Below are 22,841 nucleotides of genomic sequence, written 5' to 3'. Positions count from 1 at the left end.
GACGCTCATTATTGGGGCAAACGTTTGGTTTGATCGATTGACCAAAATATTTAGTCTCATTAATCTACGAGAAATGATGTCCGCTATCAATGATAAATGAGGCAACAAAGTGACGGCTGCCGCGGCCGCCGCAGCGGACAACAGACCCGCCGGCAATGACCGATGCGGGCCGCCAGGTTGTAGCACCACCAGTACGGACGCCGCCGCCCGTCGGGTCCGGCGTTTTTTCGAGAGACGAGAGGAGACACAGTGCAACACACCAAGAGGGTTTTTTCCCATCACCTGAACACCCGGCATCGCCTGATCAGCCTCGCCGTTGCGAGTGCCTGTGCCGGCCTGGTTGCGCCGGCCCATGCGCAGGACACGGGCGCCGCCAACGGCATCGCCGCGCCGACCGACCAGACGGGGACCACGTCCGTACAGGACGTGGCGAATACCGTCGTGGTGACCGGTATCCGGGCCAGTTTGCAGTCGACGCTGAACCTGAAGAAGAACTCCGATGGTATCGTCGACGGTATCGTCGCTGAAGACATCGGTAAATTCCCGGACACGAACCTGGCCGAGTCGCTGCAGCGCATCACCGGCGTGTCGATCGACCGTCAAAATGGCGAAGGCCAGAAGATCACGGTGCGCGGCATGGGCCCCGACTTCAACCTGGTGCTGTTGAATGGCCGCCAAATGCCGACGGCTGACCTGAACGACGCGAACGGCCGCTCGTTCTCCTTCGACAACCTGGCCTCGGATGCCATTTCGCAGCTGCAGGTCTACAAGACCAGCCGCGCCCAGGATCCGTCCGGCGGCATCGGCGCCACGGTCAACATCATGACAGCGCGTCCTCTCGACCAAAAGGGCACCGTGGCGAGCGTTGGCGTCAAGGGCGTGGTGGACCAGTCGAGCCAGAACCTGCCCGACTTGCTGAAGGGTAAGCGCGTTACGCCTGAAGTTTCCGGCATCTTCAGCACCGTCACCAAAGATGGCATGTGGGGCTTCGGCGGCAACGCCAGCTACTCGAAGCGCGACTCGGGCTTGAATCGTGCCCAGATCGCCAATGGCTGGATCGGCCCCTACAAAGGTTCGGATGTGATTGACGGCTCGACCTTGCCGCAGCCCGGTGCGCCCGTCGGCAGCGTAACGAACCGCCCAGGTCCGAACGATCTGTATGAGCGCCCGCAAAACTTTGGTTACCAGGTCAACGGTCTCGAGCGCGAGCGTGTCAATGGCCAGGCCGTGCTGCAATTCCGTCCGGTCAAGGAACTGACCGCGACCCTCGACTACACCTTCGCGCAGAACAAGCTGCACACGCGCCGCGCCGAAATGAGCGTCTGGTTTGCCCAGACCCCGACCTCGACCAGCACCTGGCCGGGCGGCAGCAACCAGGCGCCCTTGACTTACTCGGAAGTCTACAACACGCCGCAGGACATGTCGGTCATCTCAGCCGACTATGCCACCAAGAACACCCTCAATTCGGTCGGCTTCAACACGGTCTGGAAACCGCAGTCCGGCTTGAGGTTCACGCTCGACGCCCACTCGTCGAGCTCTGAATCGAAAGCCGACAGCCCATGGGGCAGCAGCAATCAGCTGAGCAACGCCAGCTTCAGCCGTGGCCGAACCTCGGTCGACTTCACCCACGAGCTGCCGATCCTGGGCATTGAAGGCACCAACGTGGCCGCCGAGCCGATCCAGGCGACCGGTTCGCAGTTCTCCAACACCTACGTCAAGTCGACCGTCAAGCAGTTGCAGTTGAGCGGCGAGTGGAAGGTAGCCGAAGAATCGAACCTGAACTTCGGTGTAGGCTATACCGACGTGAAAAACCGCTCGACCCAATCGCTCGTGCAGAACAACGGATGGTCGGGCTTGACCAGCAAGAACGACTATCCCGCCAGCCTGTTCTCGAAGAGTGACACCGCCAGCTACTTCGACCAGTTCGATGGGGCCGGCGCGGCCGGCATGTTCAGGGACTTCTACACGGCCGATTTCGGCGCGCTGCGCGCGGCAACCGCCGCCGCCGCCACCAAGCCTGGCTATGTCAGTAACGACGGTCTGAAAACGCAGGCAAGCTTCCTGCCGAATTTCGCCACGACCGACAGCGACCAGCGTCTGGAGGAAAAAACGACGACGGCCTACGTGGCCTTGAGCCAGGACTGGGAGCTGGCCATTCCGGTCCACACCTCCGTCGGCCTGCACTTCGAAAAAACCAAGGTCACTTCGGTGGCCCAGGTGCTCCCGGCGACGGGCGTGACCTGGATTTCGCAGAATGAGCTGCCGCTGACCTTTGCCGGTACCGCCTACTCGACCACGCATGGCTCCTACACCGAAGTTTTGCCGAACGTGAATGCCGACTTCGACGTGACCTCGAACTTCAAGGTGCGCGCCGGCGCCGGCGTCACCATCAGCCGCGCCCGTTATAACGAGCTGCAGGGCGGCCTGAACATCGGCACCGGTTCCGACTACTATCTGGGTGGCACTGCTGCGACGGGTAATCCGAGCCTGAAACCGGTGAAGTCGAAGAACCTGGACCTTTCCTTCGAGTGGTATTTCACCAAACATAGCGTCGCCTCGCTGGGTCTGTTCAACAAGAAATTGACTGACTACACTGCCCAGAGCCAGGTCCTGGAAAACCAGTACGGTATCCATACCCCGATCGGCGGCGCGTACTATAAAGCCGCGCTGGCGACTGGTGGTTGCACCGTTGCGGACACCAACTGCATCCGTAACTACATTCTCAACAACTACAACGGCCAGCCGGGCGTCACGAAGACTGGTGTGAACTCTGTTGGCAATGCGACCGGTGTGATCACGGGCATCCCGAGCGATCCGCTGATGCAGTTCAGGACGTCCAGCTACGTGAACTCGCAACCGGCCAGCTTGCATGGCGCAGAATTGGCCGTTCAGCATATGTTCGGCGAGACGGGCTTTGGCGTTCAGGCGAACTACACCTACGTGACCTCGCCGTTGAAATACAAGAACGACCAAACCACCGATCAGTTCGCAATCCTGGGTCTGAGCAATTCAGCCAACCTGGTGGGTATTTATGAAAACTTTGGTTGGACGGTACGGCTTGCCTACAACTGGCGCGACTCCTTCCTCGCCTCGAAGACCGATGGCGGCGGCCACCTGGATCCGGTGTACACCAAGGCGTATGGCCAGACCGACCTGAGCGTGGGCTACGCCGTGACCAAGAACCTGAACGTGCTGTTCGAAGGGATCAATCTGACCAATTCGACGCAACGCCAGTATGGCCGAACCAAGGCCCACTTCCTGAACGCAACCCAGACCGGCCCGCGTTACATGGTCGGCGCACGCTACACGTTCTGATTGCGGAAGTCGGCACCTGGTATGTGAGCAGGTCCTGAAGCAGGCCGTGGTGACAACCATGGCCTGCTTTTTTCTTGCTACACTGAATCGCTACACTACTTACTGGATGGAACTCGCGTGCGTAGTCAACCCCTGGAAAAGGTCGTGATTGTCGGTGGCGGCTCGGCCGGCTGGCTCACTGCCGCGCTGGTCGCGGCAACGCATCAGACCAGTACCGGCCCGGCCTTGAAGGTGACCCTGATCGAATCGCCCGACGTGGCGCCGGTGGGCGTCGGCGAGGGAACCTGGCCCAGCATGCGTGAGACCCTGCACCGCATTGGCGTGTCCGAGAACGATTTCTTCCGCGCCTGCGACGCCTCGTTCAAACAGGGCTCGCTGTTCGCCGGCTGGGTCGACGGCGGCGATGACGACGCGTATTACCACCCGTTCGAACTCCCCTACGGCTATGGCGAAACGAATCTGGCCGCGAGCTGGCAGCGCCAACACGGCGCCGTGCCGTTTGCCGATCTGGTCAGCGCCCAGCCGCACCTGTGCCGCGCCGGCAGGGCGCCCAAGCAGGCGGCGACGCCGGAGTTCGCCGCCGTGGCCAACTATGGCTACCACCTCGACGCCGCCAAGTTCGGTCTGTTCCTGCGGCGCCACTGCACCGAGAAACTCGGCGTGATCCACGTGCCGGACCATGTGGTGGCGGTCCATGCGCACGATGACGGGGACATCGCCTCGGTGCAGACCAGGCCGGGCGGCGCCATCGAGGGCGATCTGTTCATCGATTGCAGCGGCTCGCAAGCGCTATTGCTGGGCAAGCATTATGGCGTGCCTCTGCTGTCGCAACAGCATATCCTGTTCAATGACCGCGCTTGCGTGGTCCAGCTGGGCTATCCGGAGCCGGCCAGTGCGATCGCGTCGCAGACCAGATCGACGGCGCAGGACGCCGGCTGGATCTGGGATATCGGCTTGCCGACCAGGCGCGGCATCGGCCATGTGTATTCGAGCGCCCACACCAGCGACGCGCAGGCCGAGCAGGCCTTGCTGGCCTACGTCGAACGCAGCGGCGGTGGCGCACCGATGCTTACCACGCCGCGCAAGCTCGGCTTCGAACCCGGCTACCGCGACCATTTCTGGCACCGCAACTGCGTGGCCATCGGCCAGTCGGCCGGGTTCATCGAGCCGCTCGAGGCGTCGGCACTGGCGATGGTGGAGTTGTCCGCCACCATGCTCAGCGACGGCATGCCGGCCAACCGCGCCGTGATGGACATCGTCGCCAAACGCTTCAACGATGCCTTCACCTACCGCTGGGAACGGGTGATCGATTTTCTCAAGCTGCATTATGTGCTCAGCCAGCGCAACGCCAGCCAGTACTGGCGCGATCACCGGGCGCCGGAATCCATCCCCGCGCGCCTGAATGAGTTGCTCGCGCTCTGGCGCACGCAGCCGCCGTCGCGCTACGACCTGCACCGGATCGAAGAGCTGTTTCCCGCCGCCAGTTATCAATACGTGATGTACGGCATGGGGCTGGTGCCGGAGGTGGACCGGCGGATCCGCCACGGCGAGCACGCCGAACTAGCCGACGGCTACTTCCGCCAGGCGGCCGCAATGACCCGCAAGATGCTGGCGGGGCTGCCCGGCAACCGCGAACTGATCGGGCATATCGTGCATCACGGAATGCCAACCAGGTAGTCAATGACATTTGAACGAAAAGGCAAGCAATGACCCACCGTGTTTTGTTAAACAACGTCGAACACAAAGACCTGAAAATCATTCTTGGCCGCGGCACCCGCTTCGGTGACGGCGAGACCATCTGCCCGACCTTCCCGGCCGAGTTTCGCAATGTGCTGGCCCACTATCCGATCGTGTTCCGCGAGACCGGCAACGAACAGCGCTACGAGCCGGTGGCGCTGTTCGGTTTTGTCGAGGGCGAAAACTTGTTTGCCGGCGCCGATGCCTGGGATGCGCTGTACGTGCCGATGGCCGTGGCGCGCCAGCCCTTCTCGATGGGACTGCATGACGATAGTCTGCTGGTGCATGTCGACCTCGATCATCCCAAAGTCAGCACGACCATCGGCTATCCGCTGTTTCTTGAATACGGCGGCCAGAGCGAGCTTCTGGAACAAGTCAACAGCCTGCTGCTGGCCTTGCACGAGGGGCTGCAGAGCAACGCCGGCTTTGTCGCCGCGCTGCTCGACCATGACCTGATCGAGCCGCTCACGCTCGACATCGAATTGAACAACGGCTCGCACAACCAGCTGCTTGGTTTTTCGACGATCAACGAGGAAAAGCTCGCCGCGCTCGACGGTGCGGCGCTTGCGCACCTGCATCGGCACGGCTACCTGATGGCTGCCCATCAGATGGGTGCATCGCTCGTCCAGCTGCGCGAGCTCATCGAGCGCAAAAACCAGCGCGTTGCGGTCGATGGCTAAACCGATGCGCGAGATCAGCGGCGTGCTACCTTCCGCGCTGACTGACGCCATTCTCACTGCGACCGAGCCGCTGGTGCTGCGCGGCCTGGTCGCAAGCTGGCCGCTGGTCAAGGCCAGCCTGCGCTCGCAGCGCGAGGGCATCGCCTATCTGCGCCGCTTCTACCGGGGCGAGGTGGTCCGTGCACTGATCGGTCCACCCGAGATCGCGGGGCGCTATTTTTATAACGACGACATCAGCGGATTTAACTTCGACGCCGTCAATGCCAGGCTCGACGCGATCCTCGATCAAGTGCTCGAACACCTCGATGACCCGTGTGCGCCGACTTTTTATGTCGGCTCGACGACAGTGGACACCTGCCTGCCAGGCTTCCGGGACGAAAACGATCTCGACCTGGGCGATCGCGATCCGCTCGTCAGCGTGTGGACTGGCAACCGTTCGCGCATTCCCGCGCACCAGGATCTGCCCGATAACCTGGCCTGTGTGGCCGCCGGGCGTCGCCGCTTCACCTTGTTCCCGCCCGAGCAGTTGAGCAACCTGTACATCGGGCCGCTCGATTTTGCGCCGGCCAATCAGCCCATCAGCCTGGTCGATTTTCATCGGCCGGACCTGGTGAAATTCCCCAGGTTTGCCGAGGCCATGGCGCATGCGCAGGTGGCCGAATTGCTGCCGGGCGACGCCATCTTCATGCCCAGCATGTGGTGGCACCATATCGAGGGGCTCGACAGTTTTAACGTCCTGATCAACTACTGGTGGCGCCAGTCGCCAGGCTATATGGATGCCCCGGTCAATACGCTGATGCACGCCATCCTGACGCTGCGCGAACTGCCGCAGCCCCAGCGACTGGCATGGCAAGAGGTGTTCCGCCACTACATATTTGAAGCGGACGGCAGTGAAGCGGCGCATATCCCGGAACCGGCGCGCGGGGTCCTCGGTCCGCTCGATCTCGACAAGGCGCGGTCCATGCGCGCCGCAATCATGCAGAAACTAAAACGGTAGCAGGAGACACCCCATGCAACAGAACAATCCGGAAAATATCGGCAGGAAGCCCGTGCGGCGCGTCGTCATCGCCGGCGGCGGCACAGCCGGCTGGATGGCCGCTGCCGTCATCTCCAGGATCTTGGGCAAGACACTGGACATCACGCTGGTCGAATCCGACGAGATCGGTACCGTCGGGGTCGGCGAGGCGACGATTCCCAGCTTGATTCAGTTTCACCAGTTGCTGGAACTGAACGAAGCCGACGTCATGCGGGCAACCCAGGCGACCTTCAAGCTGGGCATCAGCTTCGAGAACTGGCGCGCGCCCGGCGAGGACTATATCCACTCGTTCGGCTTGACCGGCGTCGACCACTGGACTGCGGGCTTCCAGCATTTCTGGCACAAGGGCCGCCAGCGCGGCTTGGCCAGTGACTTCGGCGACTATTGCCTGGAATTGAGGTCGGCCCAGCTTGGCCGCTTCGCGCATCTGCCGAACGACGTCATGAATTACGCTTACCATCTCGACGCGACCTTGTACGCCAGGTTCCTGCGCAAGTACAGCGAAGGTTTCGGCGCCAAGCGGGTGGAAGGCAAGATCGACCAGGTGATGCTTGACGCCGCCAGCGGCCACGTGACCGGGCTCAAGCTCGGAAACGGCGCCTTGATCGAAGGCGATTTGTTCATCGACTGCACCGGCTTTCGCTCGCTGTTGCTGGGCCAGACCATGGGGGTGGAATACGACGACTGGTCGCAATGGCTGTTTAACGACACCGCCATCGCGGTGCAGACTGAATTGATGGGCGAACCGGTGCCGATGACACGCGCGATTGCGCACGGCGCCGGCTGGCAGTGGCGGATCCCGCTGCAGCACCGGGTTGGCAATGGCCACGTATTCTCCAGCAAGTATATGGATGGCGAGGAAGCCATGCAGATCTTGCTCGCCAATCTGCAAGGCGAGCCGCTGACGCAGCCGCGCATGATCAAGTTCAAGCCAGGCCAGCGCAAGCAATCGTGGAAAGGCAACGTCGTCGCCATCGGCCTGTCGAGCGGCTTTCTGGAACCGATCGAGTCGACCAGCATCCACCTGATCCAGCGTAATCTGATCCGTTTGATGCAGATGTTCCCGGCCGACGGCATCTGCCGCTCCGACATCGACGAGTTCAACACCCAAGTGCAAAGGGAGATCGCCCACATCCGCGATTTCATCATCCTGCATTACAAGGTGACGAATCGCGCCGATACCCCATACTGGGAAGCTGCCAGGAACATGGAAGTGCCGGCATCGCTGCAACACCGCATCGACCTGTTCCGCGAAACCGGACGGGTGTTCCGCACCGAGGGTGAGTTGTTTACCGAGTCGTCGTGGCTGCAAGTCATGCTGGGCCAAGGCATCATGCCCGAGCAGCATCACAAGTCGGCCGACCTGATGGGCGATGCCGAGCTGTCGCAGTTCCTGGGCTCGATTCGCCAGAAGATCGAAAGGACGGTCCAGCAGTTGCCATCGCATCAGGCTTACGTCCAGCGGTTCTGCCGCGCAGAGCGGCCGAGCTGATCCTTTTAATTCGGAGCCGCCCATGTTCAACCCAAATCCCTCGATGTGTAAAGTCGCGCTGAGCGATGGCCGTTCTTATGTAGTCGTTGACAATATCCTGCGCGATCCCATGCAATTCATCGCCCATGCCGTCGCGCGGCGTGCGGATTTTTCGCAGGAAGATTCTCACTACTATCCCGGGCCGGAACTGCGGCTGCCCCCAGCCGCGCACCAGGCATTCGAAGCGTTTTTTTCACAATATATCCGGGGCCAACTTGGCGCCCGGCGCACCCGCAGCGCCTTGTGCAGGATGTCGATGGTCACGCGCAAGCCGGAAAATCTCGAGCCATTCCAGAGAATCCCGCATGTCGATGGCGGTCCCTTCCAGCCGGGCGAAGGCAATTTCGCCATGGTCCTGTATTTGTTCAAGGATGAACGGCTGGGTGGCACGAGTTTTTTCCGACCGCGGGTCGACACCGCGACATTGTCGGCCATGATGGCCCGCGGGCAGCACATGGACCGTGACGCGTTTTCGGCCTTGATCGACAGCGCCCCCGCGTATCCGACCAAGACCAACACGTATTTTGAAAAGATGGCGACCGTCCCGGCGGCGTTCAACCGCGCGTTGTTCTATGATGGCACGATCTACCACAGCGGCGACATCCGCCATCCGGAGCTGCTCAGCGCCGATCCGGAACAAGGACGGCTGACCGTCAACGCGTTCTTCGGGGTGCGCCTGAACGCCTGCTGAAGCGCGGCTTCGAAAAGCTAGCGCGCTTTCGCGTGGTCGATGTTAAACGCGATGGCGATGCGATCCTCATCGGTCAGGTTGGGGCCGACGTGGTGTTCGACCCAGCTTGGGAACATGATCAGCTTGCCCACTTCGGGCACCACGGATGCCGCCTCGGCCTGCACATTGCGGTAAAAGCTGCGGGTAAAGGTACGCGCCAGGATCGGATCACGGAAGCAGAGCGACCCCGCACGTTCTTTCGCGGCTGGCACCTGCGGGTAATACACGCCGCTGATCCAACTGCCAGGGTGATTGTGGGGGCTGTTGGCGTGCCCTTTGCCATTGATAACCCCCCACATCGCGCCGAACTGCGCTTCCGTGACCTCCGGTTCCGCAAACCATGCGCCGTTGACCATGCATTCGTTGAGCACCCGCAGCACGAGTTGCTTGAGCTGTGCAAACCCCGGGAGCGGCAACAGGTCATAGCTACGGAAGCCGCCATAGTTCGACAGGCCAGTCTTGTCGGCGATGCCGGCCGCGACTTCCTCGTCGCGAATGGCATAGATCTGGCGCGCCAGTTCCTCGTTGTCTACCCCTTGGGTCTGCACAACGAAGATCGGCGTCGGAAATAACTCCAACACCTGCATGGACGCTTTCATGTTACTCATGGACCTGCCCAGGTTACGCCCTCGCTAGCGAATCCGAGGACTGGAATTGTCGAGGTCCAAATTATGGCATTAATGTCGATGGTCCGCCAATGCACCGGTGTGATCGAGCCGTATGTAGTGTCGCAAACGTAATCCGTCGATTTGAAGGGACAAGCTACATCGTTGACTTAGATCAGCGCGAAAGCGCTGATCTACAGATATGCTGGAGGCGAGGACGGGAGTCGAACCCGTCTACACGGCTTTGCAGGCCGTTTTAGCTCTTACAAATCAAAGAGTTAGCTCAGCACCACACTTTGCGCCACATGAGGTCGCTCACCATCAAGGACGGACCACACTACTCCTTCCTAAACTTTCCCGACTCCGCCTCTTCGGTCGGGGTTACCAAAAAGCTGTGCTTTGAGGTTCGAAATCAGCTTTGCGTCGTAACCGATTGTCCAACACAAGTACGCGTTCGACCGCTTGTGTGCCGACTCGGCGCTGTAGGGCGGACGCAAGAATCCGGATTGCCCGCGCTGTATTGCGGTTCATTTATCGCCATCTGAGCGCTCGAGAAATTCGTGCATGCTGGATCGGCGCCGCTACTACCGCTTGTTCTGGTCACGGTCGCAATACCTAACGATCAGAACGCAGCGGTACGAATAAGGTTATAAATATACCGACAAATTATTCCTTTTTTACTTAGCACATATTGAGTAAGAATTTATGAGTGTGCTGGAGTTTGGTTTCACGCTCGGTTTCTCGCCAACTTAGTCCGAGCTAAGTTGACTAGATTTGCCGACGGGTTTGAGCGTTTCATGCACGGTTTTTTGGGCCTGAAACGGTCCACTGGCAGGCAGTGGCATAGCCGTAAAGTTTCAAAATTGCAACAATAATGCCGCGTAACGAAGGGCGTTGGTCTGGTAACGGGAGCTGCCGACCGATCGACCCGAGTCTCATCGGATGCACGGGCTCGGACAACCAAGGACATTGGGTATCCATATAATCGATACGGATCAGTGCGGCGCGCACTCAGCATCGTCGATACGAGCTGGCGGATTTCTCGTAGCACGTCACAGGTTCTGGCGCAAAGCTCCCCTCCAGGGAGGTGGTCAATACGATGCCGGTGTTTCCGGCTCTCTGCTTGGAGTAGCCCATGAAAAAACAATGGATTGTGCGGACCGGATGGGTCCGCCGGTAATTGCCGAGAAATCGACGACAGAGGCTTGGAAAGGCGCGAATAACCGGGTTCATCCGGGGGCAAGAGCAGGACCTCCGTTTGGAGCTTGGACCCAGCATAGGTCTGCGCCAGATTAGACTGGGATTGCCGAACACCACGGCTTTGCTTGCCGGAGCAGAACAGACAAAAAAAATGCCCGCTGGGAAGCAGGCTGAATCTAACTTCTTAGAGGAAGATAGAGGAGACAGGTTTCATCATGCTGCAGTGCACAATAACTGTCCAATGACGTTTCGTGACACCTGTGATGCTCCGGCCCTATGTCTCACGACTTTCGTCTTGACCTGATCGGAATCCTGTAGCCAGTGGGATAGTTAGTCTTCATGTTATTTTGTACATGGAGGCTAGATGAAGAAACGTTTTACCGAAGAGCAGATCATTGGAATCTTGCGCAGAACGGCTTCGTCGAGAGCTTCAACGGCAAGCTCCGCGATGAATGTTTGAACCGGGAATGGTTTGTCAGCCGGCAGGAGGTTAAGCTGATCATTGAGAAATGGTGGCACTTCTATAACAATAAGCGGCCGCATTCTGCACTTGGCAACCGCACCCCGGCCGCAATCGGACGTGAACGGCGCCAGGGAAAGGCTGCTTGAAGTCGAAGACTAACGATCGCTGTGGCTACAAATTAGCCGATCAGGCCATTTCACGAATGCTATTCGCAAACCTTCACATCGTAGACGCCGCGTATGCGACTTGGATCAGGAAGCGGAGTCTTGCCTATGAACGAAGAATCCGTCCCGATCCGGAGTTTCGATTAGAGGGGCACGGTCGCCTTGATCCAGAAGGCGTGGCCCTGTGCTCGGTTGCGCACGCCCGACTCCTGCTGGAATTTCGCCGTCACGAAAAATCCCTTCCCGGTATCGTATTTGATCGACGGACCGATGGCGAATGCGCGTCCCCTGTTGCCGACATCATTACCGTGAAGTTGGTCATCCGTCGTTTGACGGTACACGTAACCGCCCACGCCGACGACCCAGTTGGGTGCAAGTGCGTAGCCCACGTCATAGTCGAAATGCGCTTCTTGCCCGGAGCGATAATCGGTGTTCTTGTTCTTGCGGTTGAAGTCATACATGAACTTGACGTCCCAGTTCAAGCCTTGCGGGTTGACGTAGCTCGCCGTATAGACCGGCTCGATGGCCCAGTAGTTACGGCCTGGATTCGCCAGCCGGTTGCGGTCATAGGAACCTGTCGGCGCGATGATGTCGAGCGCCGCAACGCTGTGCAGTTTTTCGCTGTGGTGGTATCCGAGCGCTAACGCGGTGATCGCGACGTCACCAAGGCCGCGTTTGCTACCATGGGTCCCGGCGACATTGACGTCGAGGTCAACCAAGGGAACGATGATGGCATGCGCTACTTGTCCGCCCAACAGCGTATTTCCTGTCACCCAGATAAAGCGCGGCGAGATCGCGGTTGCCCGCACGCTGAAGTCGACGGGTACAGTACTGCCAGAGCCGTCTTTCAGCTCATTCGCCGAATAATGGTTAACGAAGGCCAGAGTATAGAATCCCGGCGGCGGCATCGCCCCGGTCAAATAGTTTTCCGCCCCCATCGGATAACTTGACCCACCACCTTCAGTGGCAAAGGCAGCGGAACTCATCAGGCCCGTGCCGGTCAGCAGGACGCAAGCAATCTTCGTACGATAATCCTTCATGTCTCCTCCAGTGTTTACGTTATTAAAGCTTTAGTTATGAAAAAAATGATTCGTCTTATGCCTTCACGGGGCCGGGCTCGGCAGCAGCAGCCGGTACATGAGCACCGCTGATTTCGAGTCGCCGCTGAATTGGAAAGACACGGAAGGCAAACCGCTTTTGCAGATAGCCCCAGAGCCCCTGTTTGAAGACCAGTGTGATGACGATGGCCAGCAGGCCCAGACCGACCAGGTACCAGGTCCCGTAATCGGAAAAGAACTTGTTGAGAGCCCAGAAGATCACCGCGCCTACGATCGGTCCCTCAATGGTTCCCAGTCCGCCGATCATTACCAGGAAGATGGCGAAGGCCGACCAGTTGACCGAAAAAGCGGCGTCCGGCGAGATCCGCAGGTTGCCGACGAAGTACAAGGCGCCGGCCAGGCCCGCGCCCAGTGCTGCAACGAGATAGACGCCCAGCTTTACAGAGCCGACATCGATGCCTTGGGACGCCGACGCGGTTTCCGAATCCCGGATGGCCATCAGAGCCAGTCCTTGCTTGCTACGCAAGAAAAAGTACGTCAACCCGATCGTCGCCACGACCGCTGCGAGCGTGATCCAGAATGTGACCGATTCACGCGTGCCGCGTTCGATCTCGGCCAGTGCCGTCAGGCTCGTACCAGAGCCGCCTCCGACGGCGGGCACGTTGGAGAACGAAATGCGGAAAACCTCCGCGATCACCCATGTACCGATCGCGAAGTAACCTCCCTTCAAGCGGAACGCGAGCTTCGAGACGGGGATCGCCACCAGGGCCGTCAGCACTGCCGCGATGGGTACTGCAAGGAAAGGGTTCACGTCGAACAGATTCGCCAGAATCAGCATCGCGTACCCCCCAAAGCCTAAGTAAGCTTGCTGGCCGATCGATACCATGCCGCCGTATCCGGCAAGCAGGTTCCACATGCTGGCGAAAATAAAATAACAGGCGATCTGGTTAAATTCCCGCATCCAGTTGGACTCGCCCCACCACGGCATCGCGGCGGCGGCGGCGGCGATCAGGCAGCCGCCGAGCAAGGCGGCCTGGCTGCCGCGGCTCGTTCTCAGGACGGTAAAGTGCGTGCTCTTCATGATGTGATTGCCTTAAGTAATCTTGGCGATGTGCTTAGCGGGTCTTCGGGAACAGCCCTTGAGGCCGAAACGTCAGCATTAGCAGGAAAGCGATGTGGCCGAACCAGATACCCCAGCCGGGATCGAGCCGGAAACCGATGCTCTGCGTGGCGCCGAGGATCAGAGCGCCAGCGAAGGTGCCCCAGAACGAGCCCATGCCGCCGATGATCACGGACTCGAATGCCAGCAGCAGCAGCGCCGGGCCGTCCGTAGGCGAAAACGTAGTGCGCATTCCTTGCAGCGTGCCGGCGATGGCCACAAGCACGAACGCGATTGCGGTCGCCAGACCGTAGACATGACTGGCATCCAGCCCCATCAGCTGTGCGGCATCCTTGTCGTCGGACGTAGCGCGGAACGCCCGGCCAAGTGCAGTGTGGCCGAACAGCCATTGCATCCCGACGACTGAGACCACCGCAACCGCGAAGATCGCCAGCGGCAAGACGCCTACCGACAGGTCGCCGCCGAGGCTCAGACTCTGCATGCTGAGGTCACCGGTATCGATGGCACGCGGGTCCGACGTGAAGACTTCAGTCAGCACGTTTTGGATAATGATCGACAAGCCAAACGTCACTACCAGCGAGGGCAATGGATCCTTGCCGAGCGTGCCGTTCAGGACGAATCGCTGCAATCCGTATCCGAATCCGAATGCAAGCGGCAACAGGACGATGAGGATCCCGGCCGTCGCCATACCACCGTGCAGGCCGAACGCGGACAGCAGGGAGAAAGCTGCGAACGCCGCGAGGATCGTCAGGTCACCATGGGCGGTATTGGTCAGGCGCATGACGCCGAACATCAACGACTGCCCCATCGCGAACAGGGCGTACAGTCCGCCGAGCATGAGGCCCTGCAGAACGGTATCGAGCCAACTTAACATGATGTATTCTCTCCAGTCAGATGCCGAAATAGGCCTTGGATATCTGTTCGTGCGTGACGTCGCACGACCTGCCGGTCAAGGACACGCGGCCTTCCTGCATGCAGTACAGGCGGTTCGATACCCTGCGCGCGGTCGCGACATCCTGTTCCACGACGATAACGCTGAGGCCGTCCTGGGTGATCGCGGGCAGCGCGTCGTAGATTTCCTTGACGATGATCGGTGCGAGTCCCAGCGATACCTCGTCGCAGATCAGAAGCGATGGGTTGCTCATCAAGGCCCTGCCGATCGCCACCATCTGCTGCTGCCCACCCGACAGCGCAGTGCCGGGCTGGCGGCGGCGCTCACGCAGTGCGGGAAACAGGCGATACACGCTGTCCAGGTTCCATGGTCCCGCGCGCTTCGTATAGGCGCCGATCTTCAGGTTCTCTTCCACGGAGAGACTGGGAAACAGGCGCCGACCTTCCGGCACCATCGCGATCCCCTTTGCGACGATCTTTCCCGGCGCCAGACCGCTGATGACTTCCCCACCGAAGCGAACGGAATCCCCGGACGCTTTCATCAAACCGGTGACAGACTTCAGAAAAGTGGATTTTCCCGCGCCGTTCGCGCCGATCAGCGCGACAACTTCGCCCGCACCGACTTCGACATCGATACCGAACAGCGCCTGGAAATCACCGTAGAAGGCGGTGAGCTTGCGGGTTTCGAGTAAAGTGCTCATGCTTCCAGCCCCATGTAGACCCGTTTGACCTCGGGATTTTCGAGTACGTCGAGCGGCTTCCCTTCGGCCAGGACGGCACCGAAGTTCAGCACCAGCAGGCGATCGGCAACGGCGAGCAAGGCATGGACAACGTGCTCGATCCAGATCATCGTGACCCCCTGCGCCTTGATCGCCTTGATTTCGCCGACGAGGACGGCAGCTTCGTGCTCCGTCAGGCCGCCGGCGATCTCGTCGAGCAGCAGCAACTGCGGCCGGGTCGACAGCGCGCGCGCCAGCTCGAGCCGTTTGCGGTCCAGCAGAGGCAAGCCGCCTGCCAGCTCGTTGGCCTTCTTCAGCAATCCCGTTTTGTCCAGAACGTCGACGCAAAGTGGATAGGCCTCGTGTTCTGATAGTTCGGCGCCGAACGTGGCGGCCACCAGGCAGTTTTCAAAAACGGTCATTGCGCCGTAAGGCTGCGGCACCTGATAGGACCGTCCGATGCCCGCGCGGCAGCGTCGGTACGCAGGCACGGCCGATATGTCACTGCCCGCGAATGTGATCGTCCCCCGGTCGGCGCGAACGTCGCCGGAGATCAGGTTGAAGAGTGTCGTCTTGCCCGCGCCATTGGGACCAAGGATGCCGAGGGTCTCTCCGGTGTCTACACTCAGGGTGACGTCGTCGGTGACCTTGAGGGCGCCATAGCGTTTGCTGACACCCGCGATGCTAAGAAGTGCTGTCATAGTGTTCCCCAGCCGGCTCTGGTGGCCGGCTCGTCTCCATGTGGGAAGCGGCATCGATGCCGCCGCAAAATTACGCGATCAGCTTCAGTTGCCCGTTCGTCGGAATCTGCGGATTTTCCTGTGCGTCGACGATCGTCAGCTCGTACTTGTATTTCTTACCCTTGACCCACTGTCCGAGTACGAGCGGCGTCTTCGAAACGTTCCTGAACGGCCCCTGCGCACCAAATTTCACCGGGCCGACGATGGTGGAGAGGTTGGTAGAAGCGATCGCGTCGCGGATGGCCCCGCGATCCGTGCTCTTCGCACGCTGCAGGGCGTTCAGCGCCACTTCGAACAATGCGTGCGAGAAGCCGATGGGCTGCGTCCACTGCTTTTTCGTCTGTTCCTCGTATGCCGCGCACAGGCCTTTCGGATCGATGCCGGTAATGCTCGACTTGTACGGATGCCAGGGCGACCACCAGACTTCGGTCGTCAGTCCGTCGCCCAGTTCGCCGAGTGCCTCGATGGCAGCCGGGAACAACAGGGCCTTGCCGAGCGTGATCACACGTGGTTTGAACCCTTGCTGCCGCGCCTGGGTCAGGAAGGTCTTGGCATCGGGAGGAATCATGACGCCGGTAACGATCTCGACGTGTTCGCGCTTGAATGCCGCGATCTGGGCCGAGAAGTCCTGGTTCATGTTCGGGTAGCGGCCGGGGTCAGTCAGCGTAAAGCCCATCGAAGCGAGCGCTTTCGGAAAGCCTCGCACCTTGTCTCCCCATGCATTGCCGTCGCCATCGTTGGGGAACAATCCGCCCACGTTCTTGTTGGTCTGCAGGCGTTTCCAGCCGCTCGTGTAGGTCGCGATCACGTCCTCGAGTCCCCAGAATACGTGATAGGTCCATTTGAAACCGGTGTCCGTCTTGCCGCCGCGGCCGAAAAACCACGGCTGCCAGGGTACGACAGTCGAAATGCAGGGCACGCCGTTGAGTTCACAAGCGTCCGACACGGGGTTGGCCGTTTCCGGCGTGGACGACACCAGCACGAGGTCGACATTGTCCTTGAGGATGAGGTCATTGGCGACCTCGCCCGCGCGGTTCGGCGAAGACTGGCTGTCCTTGACGATGAGCTTGACCGGCAGGGTCTTGCCAGCGATGGTGACGCCCGCTTTCAGCCTGGCCTGCAAGCCGGCGACGACCCATTTGTCGGCTTCGCCGAACGCGGCAAGCGGGCCAGTCTGCGGCGAAACGTAGCCAATCCGGATTTCCTTGGCCTGAGCAAATGCGGGCTTCTGGACCAGCGCGCCGAGTGCGACGGCCGTGCCGGCGGCCTGCAGGACGCGGCGGCGCTTTTGATCGATCGAATTCATGTCTCCTCCGTTTATAGGTGCACGCGTTTTCGCGTTGCGTTTTGGTGTATTCGTGTGAATGCCGTGCCAGCCAATCAGCGGGTGGGCGGACGACCTCGCCATGCATCATCGAGAAGGTTCCGGATTGCCGGCAGCTCGATCGGTCGAGGGTTCCAGTAAGCGTTTCTGCTTGCGATGTCGGCGCAGCGATCGAGCTCTTCCTCGGGCATGCCGATATCCTTCAGTGCAACCGGCGCGCCGAGGCTGCGAGCAAGCGTGTACATCCCGAGAGCCGCATCCTGTGCACCGAGCGCTCGCGCGATGCGCGACATCGCCTCGGGCGCCGCGGCCGCGTTGTAGGCCAGCGCATGCGGGAGCACGATCGTGTGGGTCTCGGCGTGAGGCAGGTTGTAGCTTCCTCCCAGCGTATGGCACAACTTATGGTGCAAAGACATGCCGACGCTACCGAGAACGGCGCCGCACAGCCAGGCGCCGTACAGGGCATCGGCACGTGCCGCCACGTCGCCAGGCTCGGCCACGATCCTCGGCAGGCCCTGGGCAAGGGCACGGATGCCCTCTTCCGCCAGCAGCGACGTGATCGGATTCACATCTTGCGCATATAGACCTTCGGCGGCGTGGGCGATTGCATTGATCCCGCTCGTCACCGACAGTTTTGCCGGCAGGCTCAGCGTCAATTCGGGATCGTAGATGACGGTCTTCGGCAGTACCCGCGCATCGCGGCCGGTCTTCTTGAGGCCGTTCTCGGTAATGCCATAAATCGGCGTCATCTCACTGCCCGCGTACGTCGTCGGGATGGCAAGGATCGGCAGCGCCGATTCGAGTGCGATCGCTTTCCCGAGCCCCGTGGTTGAACCGCCGCCGATCGCGATGGCGCAATCGGCCTGCAACTCCTTCGCGAGGGCGCGGGCCTCACGGGCCGTCTCGATCGGGACATGCATGACGGCGCGATCGAAAATACCGGCACAACGATCGCCAATGATGGCCTGGACAGCTTCCGCGCTCGCACGCTGCTCCCGCGTACACAGCACCAGGGCGCGCCTTGCGCCAAGCAGGTCGATTTCACGCTCGAGGTGACGCAGGCTTCCGGCACCGAACACGACGCGCGGAATGGCGCTGTCGAACACAAAGGAGGGAACGGATGTCATGATGATTGCTCCGTCAGCGCGGGTAGTACGGCTGCAGGTTGGCGTCGACGTTGACCCAGACCGACTTCGCCTGCGTGTACTCGCGCATCACTTCGAAACCCATTTCGCGGCCGTAGCCCGACTTGCCGACGCCGCCAAACGGCGAGGCGGGGTTGACCCGCTTGTAGCAGTTGATCCACACCATGCCCGACTTCATGTCCCGGGCAATCTGGTGCGCCCGGGTCAGGTTGTTGGTCCACAGACCACCGCCCAGGCCGTATTCGGTGCCGTTGGCAATCGCCAGGGCTTCCTCGTCGGTCTCGAAGGTCGTCACCGACACGAACGGGCCGAACACTTCTTCCTGGCTGACGCGGTCGGTCGGCTTGGCGCTTACGATGGTCGGCTCGACATAGCAGCCGTTGGCGAGTTCCGGCCGGGACGGGACTTTACCGCCGGCGATGATCGTGCCTCCCTCGGACAAGGCTACATCCACGTACGACAGGACCTTGTCACGATGCTGGAGCGACGTCAGCGGACCGAGCTCGGTCGTCGGATCGAGCGGGTCGCCAATCTTGATCGAGGCGGCAAGACGCGCGAAGCGTTCGGTGAACTCGTCGGCGATCGACTTGTGCAGGACGAGGCGGGAGCCCGCAATGCAGGCCTGCCCCTGGTTGTGGAAAATGGCGAAGGCTGAACCGTTCACCGCGGCCTGGACATTGGCGTCGCCGAAGACGATGTTGGCACCCTTGCCGCCCAGCTCCAGCTGCACCTTCTTCAGGTTGCCTGCGGATGCCTGGACGATGCGGCGTCCGGTGGCGGTCGACCCGGTGAAGGCGATCTTGGCAACGTCTTCATGCTCGGCGAGGTACTGGCCGGCGATATGGCCCAGCCCGGGCACGATGTTGACCACACCTTCCGGAAAACCGACTTCTGCCATCAGCTCGGCGATGCGCAGGGTCGCGAGCGGGGTCAGCTCGGCCGGCTTCATCACGATGCAGTTGCCGGCCGCGAGTGCCGGCGCCATTTTCCAGCTGGTGAACATCAGCGGGAAGTTCCAGGGCACCACCTGGCCGACGACGCCGATCGGCTCACGCAGCATGTAGTTGAGGAATCCTGCCTCGACCGGTATCACCGTACCTTCGAGCTTGTCGGCCATGCCGCCGAAATAGCGGAACGTGACCGCGGTGCGCGGCACATCGAGGTTGCGCGTGTCGCGCAGCGGGTGGCCGGTGTCCATCGACTCCAGCCGGGCCAGCTCGTCGGCGTTCGCCTCGATCGCGTCCGCCAGTTTCAGCAGGAGCCGGCCGCGGTCCATTGCGGCCATGCGCGCCCACTTGGGAAATGCCTTCTTCGCGGCCGCTACTGCCTTGTCGATATCGGCCTTCCCCGCCATCGCCACATTCGCGATGACCGAATTGTCGTGCGGATTCAGCACCGGCAGCGTCGCGCCATCCTCGGCCGGAACGAATTTGCCATTGATGAAAAGTTGGGTTTGCATGTTGACTCCGTGTTTGTTGCGATTTGCAGGGACGAGCCATCCCACGGGCGGGATGCGTCCCGCCCGGACATCTGTGCGGCCGTGTTGCCGCGCTCTGGATTAGAAGGAAACCGGATTGATCGGCGCGCGGCCTTCCAGGATGTCGTAGACGACCTGCGGCGAGCCGTTTTCCCACACCAGCAGCATCGAGCGCTTCGGCGAGAAGCCCTGGTGGCGGCAATCGGCCGGCATCGCCGCCATGTCGCCCGCTTTCATCACGACGCGCGCGCGGGGCTCGGCGGTGATCTTGTCGCCGCAATCCCAGACGATTTCGTCCGACATCTGGAAGAACCATTCGACACGGTCGTTGCCGTGCACGATCGGGAGCTTGTGCTCTTCGGTCGTCGGGCACATGTAGCTGTGCTTCACCACCGAGGTGAAGGAAGGGTTCCACACCACGTCGGAACGCGACAGGTAGGCGAACAGGTTGAAGGCGTGGATTTCGTTCTCGAATCCCGGCTCCGGATGCAGCTCCGGCGCGTCTTGGGGCACGTCGGCGAAGGCCCGGTTGACCGGGTAGCCGGCGCCGTCGGTGCGCATCGCGAGATCGTCTTTCAGGCCGACGCAGCGCTCAGCAAGTTGCCGTACGCGGCGCACCGCGTCCAGGTTGTCGCCATTCTTGCGTCCGTATGGCGAGCCGGTCTCCTGGGGCGCAGCATACGGATCGAAGCCGGCATTGGTCCAGTCTTCCAGCATGTCGACGAAGGTCACGCGGACTTCCTCGGTCGGGAAATTCTGCAGCAGGTCCACGCCGGCCTTCTTGTAGTTCACGTTGAAAGTGCCCGCGAACACATCGACGGTCTTGTAGTGGTTGGTGGTGCCGAACACGTTGTCGAAGTTGACCCAGCCGTAGAAGAATCCCCAGCCCACGTCGCGCATCAGGGCGCGCAGGAAGTCGCCGGCGTCCATGGTGTGCGAGGCCGGCTTGCCGTCGGCGGTGGTCCAGCGAATGTGGGTGAAGTATTCGTCGCGCTCGAACGTAAAGTCGCCGAGATGGAAGGTCTTGAACCCGTACACCGGGTGCGGACCGGTGGTCACGGATTTGAATTTGACTGCGATGTCCATGGATTGTCTCCTAGTAGATATTCGATGTCAGGCGGCCTGGCAGATATCGGCCCACTTCTCGACCGACAGGTCGCCCTTGCAGGTCTGCAGGACGATCACGCCAGGCTGCGCCGCGCGGAACTGGTAGGCGGTATTCGCAGGCAGCAGGGCCTGATGGCCGCGCTTCAGGCGCATCCAGCCCATCCTCGCGCCCACCGGCTCGCCCTGCACCAGCACCGCGCCGTTTTTCTCCGCATCCTCGATCTGATGGGCCGCGTCCAGCTTGACGAGCTGAATGTCGACTTCCTTGTCCATGCACAGCGCGAACTCGTCGTGAGCGCAGGTGTACCAGGGCGACACCCCTTCCGCACGGAGGACTTCGAGGACATAGATCTGGTTGATACCAAAAACCACTTTCTCGTAGGGCTTCGAAATGCTCGCGATCTCAAAGCAGTTGGAAAATGCGTAGTGCTTGGCGTCGTCGTTGATGACCTGGACACCGCCTTTCTCGTAGCTCTCGAGCGAGCCGAACTGTGTCTTATATTCCACGTTAGTCTCCGTTATCACTGGTAAAAATGCGTGTTATTCGGTGATCGAATGAAATGCAGTGTAGTCAAGTGACCGCGGCTGGAGTAGTACCCGGTTGCCGACTTGTTTGTTCGCGTTTTCCGAACGACCCGTTGGTCAAGCTTCGTAATCGAAGCTGTGGCGGCTTTCGCGCAGCGGCGCCATGCGCGTCTTGAGCAGCTGGTGCAGGGGATGAGCGTTATAGGCTTCCAGCGCCTCACGGGATGCGAACTCCGAGTACAACATCACATCGCAGGTCGCTTCCAGCCCATCTTGCGCGATCACGGCATCAAAGCGCAGGATGCCCGGCACGGCATGGCGGCAGGCGTCGAGCCACTCCTTGACCCGCAAGGCGTTCTCCGCCCTGGTGGCGTGTTCTGCGCCCTCTTTCAACTTCCACATCACGATGTGCTTGATCACGCGGCCCCCTTCGGGCGCAAGCCGAGCAGCTCCCGCGCTTCGGCAGGTGTCGCGGCACGCCTGCCGTGGGCTACGCATGCCTCGGCGGCCATGCGCACCAGCTCGGCGTTGCTCGCCGCAAGCCGGTCGCGGCTGATCCGGATGTTGTCCTCCATGCCAGTGCGGACAGCGTCGCCGTCACGCTGCAGCACCCATTCGATGACATCGCGCTGATGCCGACCGATACCGGCGGCTGTCCAGGTCGCCTTGGGCGCAAGCCGTTTCAGCTCTCCCAACAGCAGGTCGAGTACGTGTTCGTCGGCCGGCAGTGCGTTCTTGATACCCATGACGAACTGCACGTGCGGCTGCTTGCCGAGCAGGCCTTCGCCCATCAGCCTGCGCATCGCATGCAGGTGCGACAGGTCGAAGATCTCGATTTCAGGAAGCACGTCGTATTGCCGCATGCCGCGGGCAAGCTGCTCCACCAGTGCGGGTGCGTTCTCATAGACGATCGTCGGGAAGTTCACCGTCCCGGTCGCGAGCGACGCCATGTCCGGCTTGTGGTGCAACGCGGCACCACGAGCCTCGGGATCGCGCCCCCTGCCCCCTGTCGAAAACTGGACGATCATGTCGGGACAATGCATGCGAATGCCATCCAGGACAGTGCTGAACCGGTCAGGATCGGAAGATGAGCTCTCATCGTCGTTGCGCACGTGCAGATGCACCAGGCTGGCACCGGCCGCATATGCCTCGCGCGTGGACTCGATCTGCTCGGCAACCGTGATCGGTACCGCAGGATTATCCTTCTTCCGCGGTACCGAACCGGTGATGGCGACAGCAATGATCACAGGTCTCATAAAACATCTCCATTCGAA

Annotated in this window: 19 protein-coding genes, 1 tRNA gene and 1 pseudogene; 7 read left to right on the top strand and 14 right to left on the bottom strand. The window is 60.9% G+C overall.

The window, feature by feature from the left end:
• Positions 1-249: 249 nt before the first annotated feature.
• From P0M04_RS19515 to P0M04_RS19490, 6 genes are all read left to right on the top strand, one after another.
• Positions 250-3,315, top strand: coding sequence for a TonB-dependent receptor (locus tag P0M04_RS19515; protein ID WP_259447454.1), 3,066 nt, complete (start codon positions 250-252; stop codon positions 3,313-3,315).
• A gap of 117 nt (positions 3,316-3,432) precedes the next feature.
• The gene (locus P0M04_RS19510) at positions 3,433-4,992 is read left to right on the top strand and encodes a tryptophan halogenase family protein (protein ID WP_259447455.1); all 1,560 of its coding nucleotides are present in this window, start codon (positions 3,433-3,435) and stop codon (positions 4,990-4,992) included.
• 29 nt (positions 4,993-5,021) lie between these two features.
• The gene (locus tag P0M04_RS19505; RefSeq protein WP_259447456.1) at positions 5,022-5,732 is read left to right on the top strand and encodes a SapC family protein; all 711 of its coding nucleotides are present in this window, start codon (positions 5,022-5,024) and stop codon (positions 5,730-5,732) included.
• 4 nt (positions 5,733-5,736) lie between these two features.
• Entirely contained in the window at positions 5,737-6,729 is a 993-nt protein-coding gene (locus P0M04_RS19500; protein WP_259447457.1) for a cupin-like domain-containing protein, read from the top strand.
• Between the two features lie 13 nt (positions 6,730-6,742).
• Positions 6,743-8,260, top strand: a complete 1,518-nt coding sequence (locus P0M04_RS19495; protein WP_259447458.1) for a tryptophan halogenase family protein — start codon at positions 6,743-6,745, stop codon at positions 8,258-8,260.
• Between the two features lie 22 nt (positions 8,261-8,282).
• Positions 8,283-8,990 (top strand): DUF6445 family protein, encoded by a 708-nt coding sequence (locus P0M04_RS19490; protein ID WP_259447459.1) that lies wholly within the window; start codon positions 8,283-8,285, stop codon positions 8,988-8,990.
• 17 nt (positions 8,991-9,007) lie between these two features.
• Here the strand turns inward: P0M04_RS19490 and P0M04_RS19485 are convergent, their stop codons facing one another.
• Together P0M04_RS19485 and P0M04_RS19480 are read right to left on the bottom strand one after the other, a co-directional pair.
• The gene (locus P0M04_RS19485; protein ID WP_259447460.1) at positions 9,008-9,628 is read right to left on the bottom strand and encodes a TIGR02466 family protein; all 621 of its coding nucleotides are present in this window, start codon (positions 9,626-9,628) and stop codon (positions 9,008-9,010) included.
• A 212-nt stretch (positions 9,629-9,840) separates the two neighbouring features.
• Positions 9,841-9,937 (bottom strand) — tRNA-OTHER (locus P0M04_RS19480).
• Between the two features lie 1,305 nt (positions 9,938-11,242).
• Between P0M04_RS19480 and P0M04_RS19475 the strand changes: the two are divergent.
• A pseudogene (locus P0M04_RS19475) lies at positions 11,243-11,443 on the top strand (integrase core domain-containing protein); the annotation flags it as partial.
• A 161-nt stretch (positions 11,444-11,604) separates the two neighbouring features.
• On the opposite strand, the gene P0M04_RS19470 reads toward P0M04_RS19475, so the two are convergent.
• The 12 genes from P0M04_RS19470 to P0M04_RS19415 all read right to left on the bottom strand — a co-directional run bounded on the left by P0M04_RS19470 (position 11,605) and on the right by P0M04_RS19415 (position 22,823).
• Positions 11,605-12,501, bottom strand: a complete 897-nt coding sequence (locus P0M04_RS19470) for a SphA family protein (RefSeq protein WP_259447461.1) — start codon at positions 12,499-12,501, stop codon at positions 11,605-11,607.
• Between the two features lie 55 nt (positions 12,502-12,556).
• On the bottom strand, positions 12,557-13,600 hold the full coding sequence (locus P0M04_RS19465) for a branched-chain amino acid ABC transporter permease (RefSeq protein ID WP_259447462.1): 1,044 nt from the start codon (positions 13,598-13,600) through the stop codon (positions 12,557-12,559).
• A 34-nt stretch (positions 13,601-13,634) separates the two neighbouring features.
• Positions 13,635-14,513, bottom strand: coding sequence for a branched-chain amino acid ABC transporter permease (locus tag P0M04_RS19460; protein WP_259447463.1), 879 nt, complete (start codon positions 14,511-14,513; stop codon positions 13,635-13,637).
• Between the two features lie 16 nt (positions 14,514-14,529).
• The gene (locus P0M04_RS19455) at positions 14,530-15,231 is read right to left on the bottom strand and encodes an ABC transporter ATP-binding protein (RefSeq protein ID WP_259447464.1); all 702 of its coding nucleotides are present in this window, start codon (positions 15,229-15,231) and stop codon (positions 14,530-14,532) included.
• On the bottom strand, positions 15,228-15,950 hold the full coding sequence (locus tag P0M04_RS19450; protein ID WP_259447465.1) for an ABC transporter ATP-binding protein: 723 nt from the start codon (positions 15,948-15,950) through the stop codon (positions 15,228-15,230). The genes P0M04_RS19455 and P0M04_RS19450 overlap by 4 nt, the downstream gene beginning before the upstream one ends.
• 70 nt (positions 15,951-16,020) lie before the next feature.
• Positions 16,021-17,295: an ABC transporter substrate-binding protein gene (locus P0M04_RS19445; protein WP_259447466.1), complete on the bottom strand. Its 1,275-nt coding sequence runs from the start codon at positions 17,293-17,295 to the stop codon at positions 16,021-16,023.
• Between the two features lie 74 nt (positions 17,296-17,369).
• Entirely contained in the window at positions 17,370-18,440 is a 1,071-nt protein-coding gene (locus P0M04_RS19440) for a maleylacetate reductase (protein ID WP_259447467.1), read from the bottom strand.
• Between the two features lie 13 nt (positions 18,441-18,453).
• A complete protein-coding gene (locus P0M04_RS19435; protein WP_259447468.1) occupies positions 18,454-19,917 on the bottom strand; it encodes an aldehyde dehydrogenase family protein in 1,464 nt (487 codons plus the stop codon).
• A 99-nt stretch (positions 19,918-20,016) separates the two neighbouring features.
• Positions 20,017-21,021 (bottom strand): hydroxyquinol 1,2-dioxygenase, encoded by a 1,005-nt coding sequence (locus tag P0M04_RS19430; RefSeq protein ID WP_259447469.1) that lies wholly within the window; start codon positions 21,019-21,021, stop codon positions 20,017-20,019.
• A 27-nt stretch (positions 21,022-21,048) separates the two neighbouring features.
• Positions 21,049-21,549 (bottom strand): cupin domain-containing protein, encoded by a 501-nt coding sequence (locus P0M04_RS19425; protein WP_259447470.1) that lies wholly within the window; start codon positions 21,547-21,549, stop codon positions 21,049-21,051.
• Between the two features lie 135 nt (positions 21,550-21,684).
• Positions 21,685-21,987 carry a Dabb family protein gene (locus tag P0M04_RS19420; protein ID WP_259447471.1) on the bottom strand — a complete coding sequence of 101 codons (303 nt, stop codon included), beginning with the start codon at positions 21,985-21,987 and terminating at the stop codon, positions 21,685-21,687.
• Positions 21,984-22,823 (bottom strand): 3-oxoadipate:acetyl-CoA acetyltransferase, encoded by an 840-nt coding sequence (locus P0M04_RS19415; protein WP_259447472.1) that lies wholly within the window; start codon positions 22,821-22,823, stop codon positions 21,984-21,986. Before P0M04_RS19415 ends, P0M04_RS19420 begins: the two co-directional genes overlap by 4 nt.
• Positions 22,824-22,841 lie beyond the last annotated feature (18 nt).

It is taken from the genome of Telluria mixta, from assembly GCF_029223865.1.
In the GTDB taxonomy this organism is placed as follows: domain Bacteria; phylum Pseudomonadota; class Gammaproteobacteria; order Burkholderiales; family Burkholderiaceae_D; genus Telluria; species Telluria mixta.
Note: the sequence above shows the minus strand (reverse complement) of the source record. Positions and strands in the feature narration are given on the sequence as shown.

Excerpts from the sequence above, each read along its gene's own strand:
- P0M04_RS19445 (WP_259447466.1), bottom strand. The coding sequence starts at position 17,295 with ATGAATTCGATCGATCAAAAGCGCCGCCGCGTCCTGCAGGCCGCCGGC.
- P0M04_RS19500 (WP_259447457.1), top strand. The coding sequence starts at position 5,737 with ATGCGCGAGATCAGCGGCGTGCTACCTTCCGCGCTGACTGACGCCATT.
- P0M04_RS19465 (WP_259447462.1), bottom strand. The coding sequence starts at position 13,600 with ATGAAGAGCACGCACTTTACCGTCCTGAGAACGAGCCGCGGCAGCCAG.
- P0M04_RS19440 (WP_259447467.1), bottom strand. The coding sequence starts at position 18,440 with ATGACATCCGTTCCCTCCTTTGTGTTCGACAGCGCCATTCCGCGCGTC.
- P0M04_RS19505 (WP_259447456.1), top strand. The coding sequence starts at position 5,022 with ATGACCCACCGTGTTTTGTTAAACAACGTCGAACACAAAGACCTGAAA.
- P0M04_RS19460 (WP_259447463.1), bottom strand. The coding sequence starts at position 14,513 with ATGTTAAGTTGGCTCGATACCGTTCTGCAGGGCCTCATGCTCGGCGGA.
- P0M04_RS19415 (WP_259447472.1), bottom strand. The coding sequence starts at position 22,823 with ATGAGACCTGTGATCATTGCTGTCGCCATCACCGGTTCGGTACCGCGG.
- P0M04_RS19490 (WP_259447459.1), top strand. The coding sequence starts at position 8,283 with ATGTTCAACCCAAATCCCTCGATGTGTAAAGTCGCGCTGAGCGATGGC.
- P0M04_RS19455 (WP_259447464.1), bottom strand. The coding sequence starts at position 15,231 with ATGAGCACTTTACTCGAAACCCGCAAGCTCACCGCCTTCTACGGTGAT.
- P0M04_RS19495 (WP_259447458.1), top strand. The coding sequence starts at position 6,743 with ATGCAACAGAACAATCCGGAAAATATCGGCAGGAAGCCCGTGCGGCGC.
- P0M04_RS19450 (WP_259447465.1), bottom strand. The coding sequence starts at position 15,950 with ATGACAGCACTTCTTAGCATCGCGGGTGTCAGCAAACGCTATGGCGCC.
- P0M04_RS19485 (WP_259447460.1), bottom strand. The coding sequence starts at position 9,628 with ATGAAAGCGTCCATGCAGGTGTTGGAGTTATTTCCGACGCCGATCTTC.
- P0M04_RS19430 (WP_259447469.1), bottom strand. The coding sequence starts at position 21,021 with ATGGACATCGCAGTCAAATTCAAATCCGTGACCACCGGTCCGCACCCG.
- P0M04_RS19470 (WP_259447461.1), bottom strand. The coding sequence starts at position 12,501 with ATGAAGGATTATCGTACGAAGATTGCTTGCGTCCTGCTGACCGGCACG.
- P0M04_RS19435 (WP_259447468.1), bottom strand. The coding sequence starts at position 19,917 with ATGCAAACCCAACTTTTCATCAATGGCAAATTCGTTCCGGCCGAGGAT.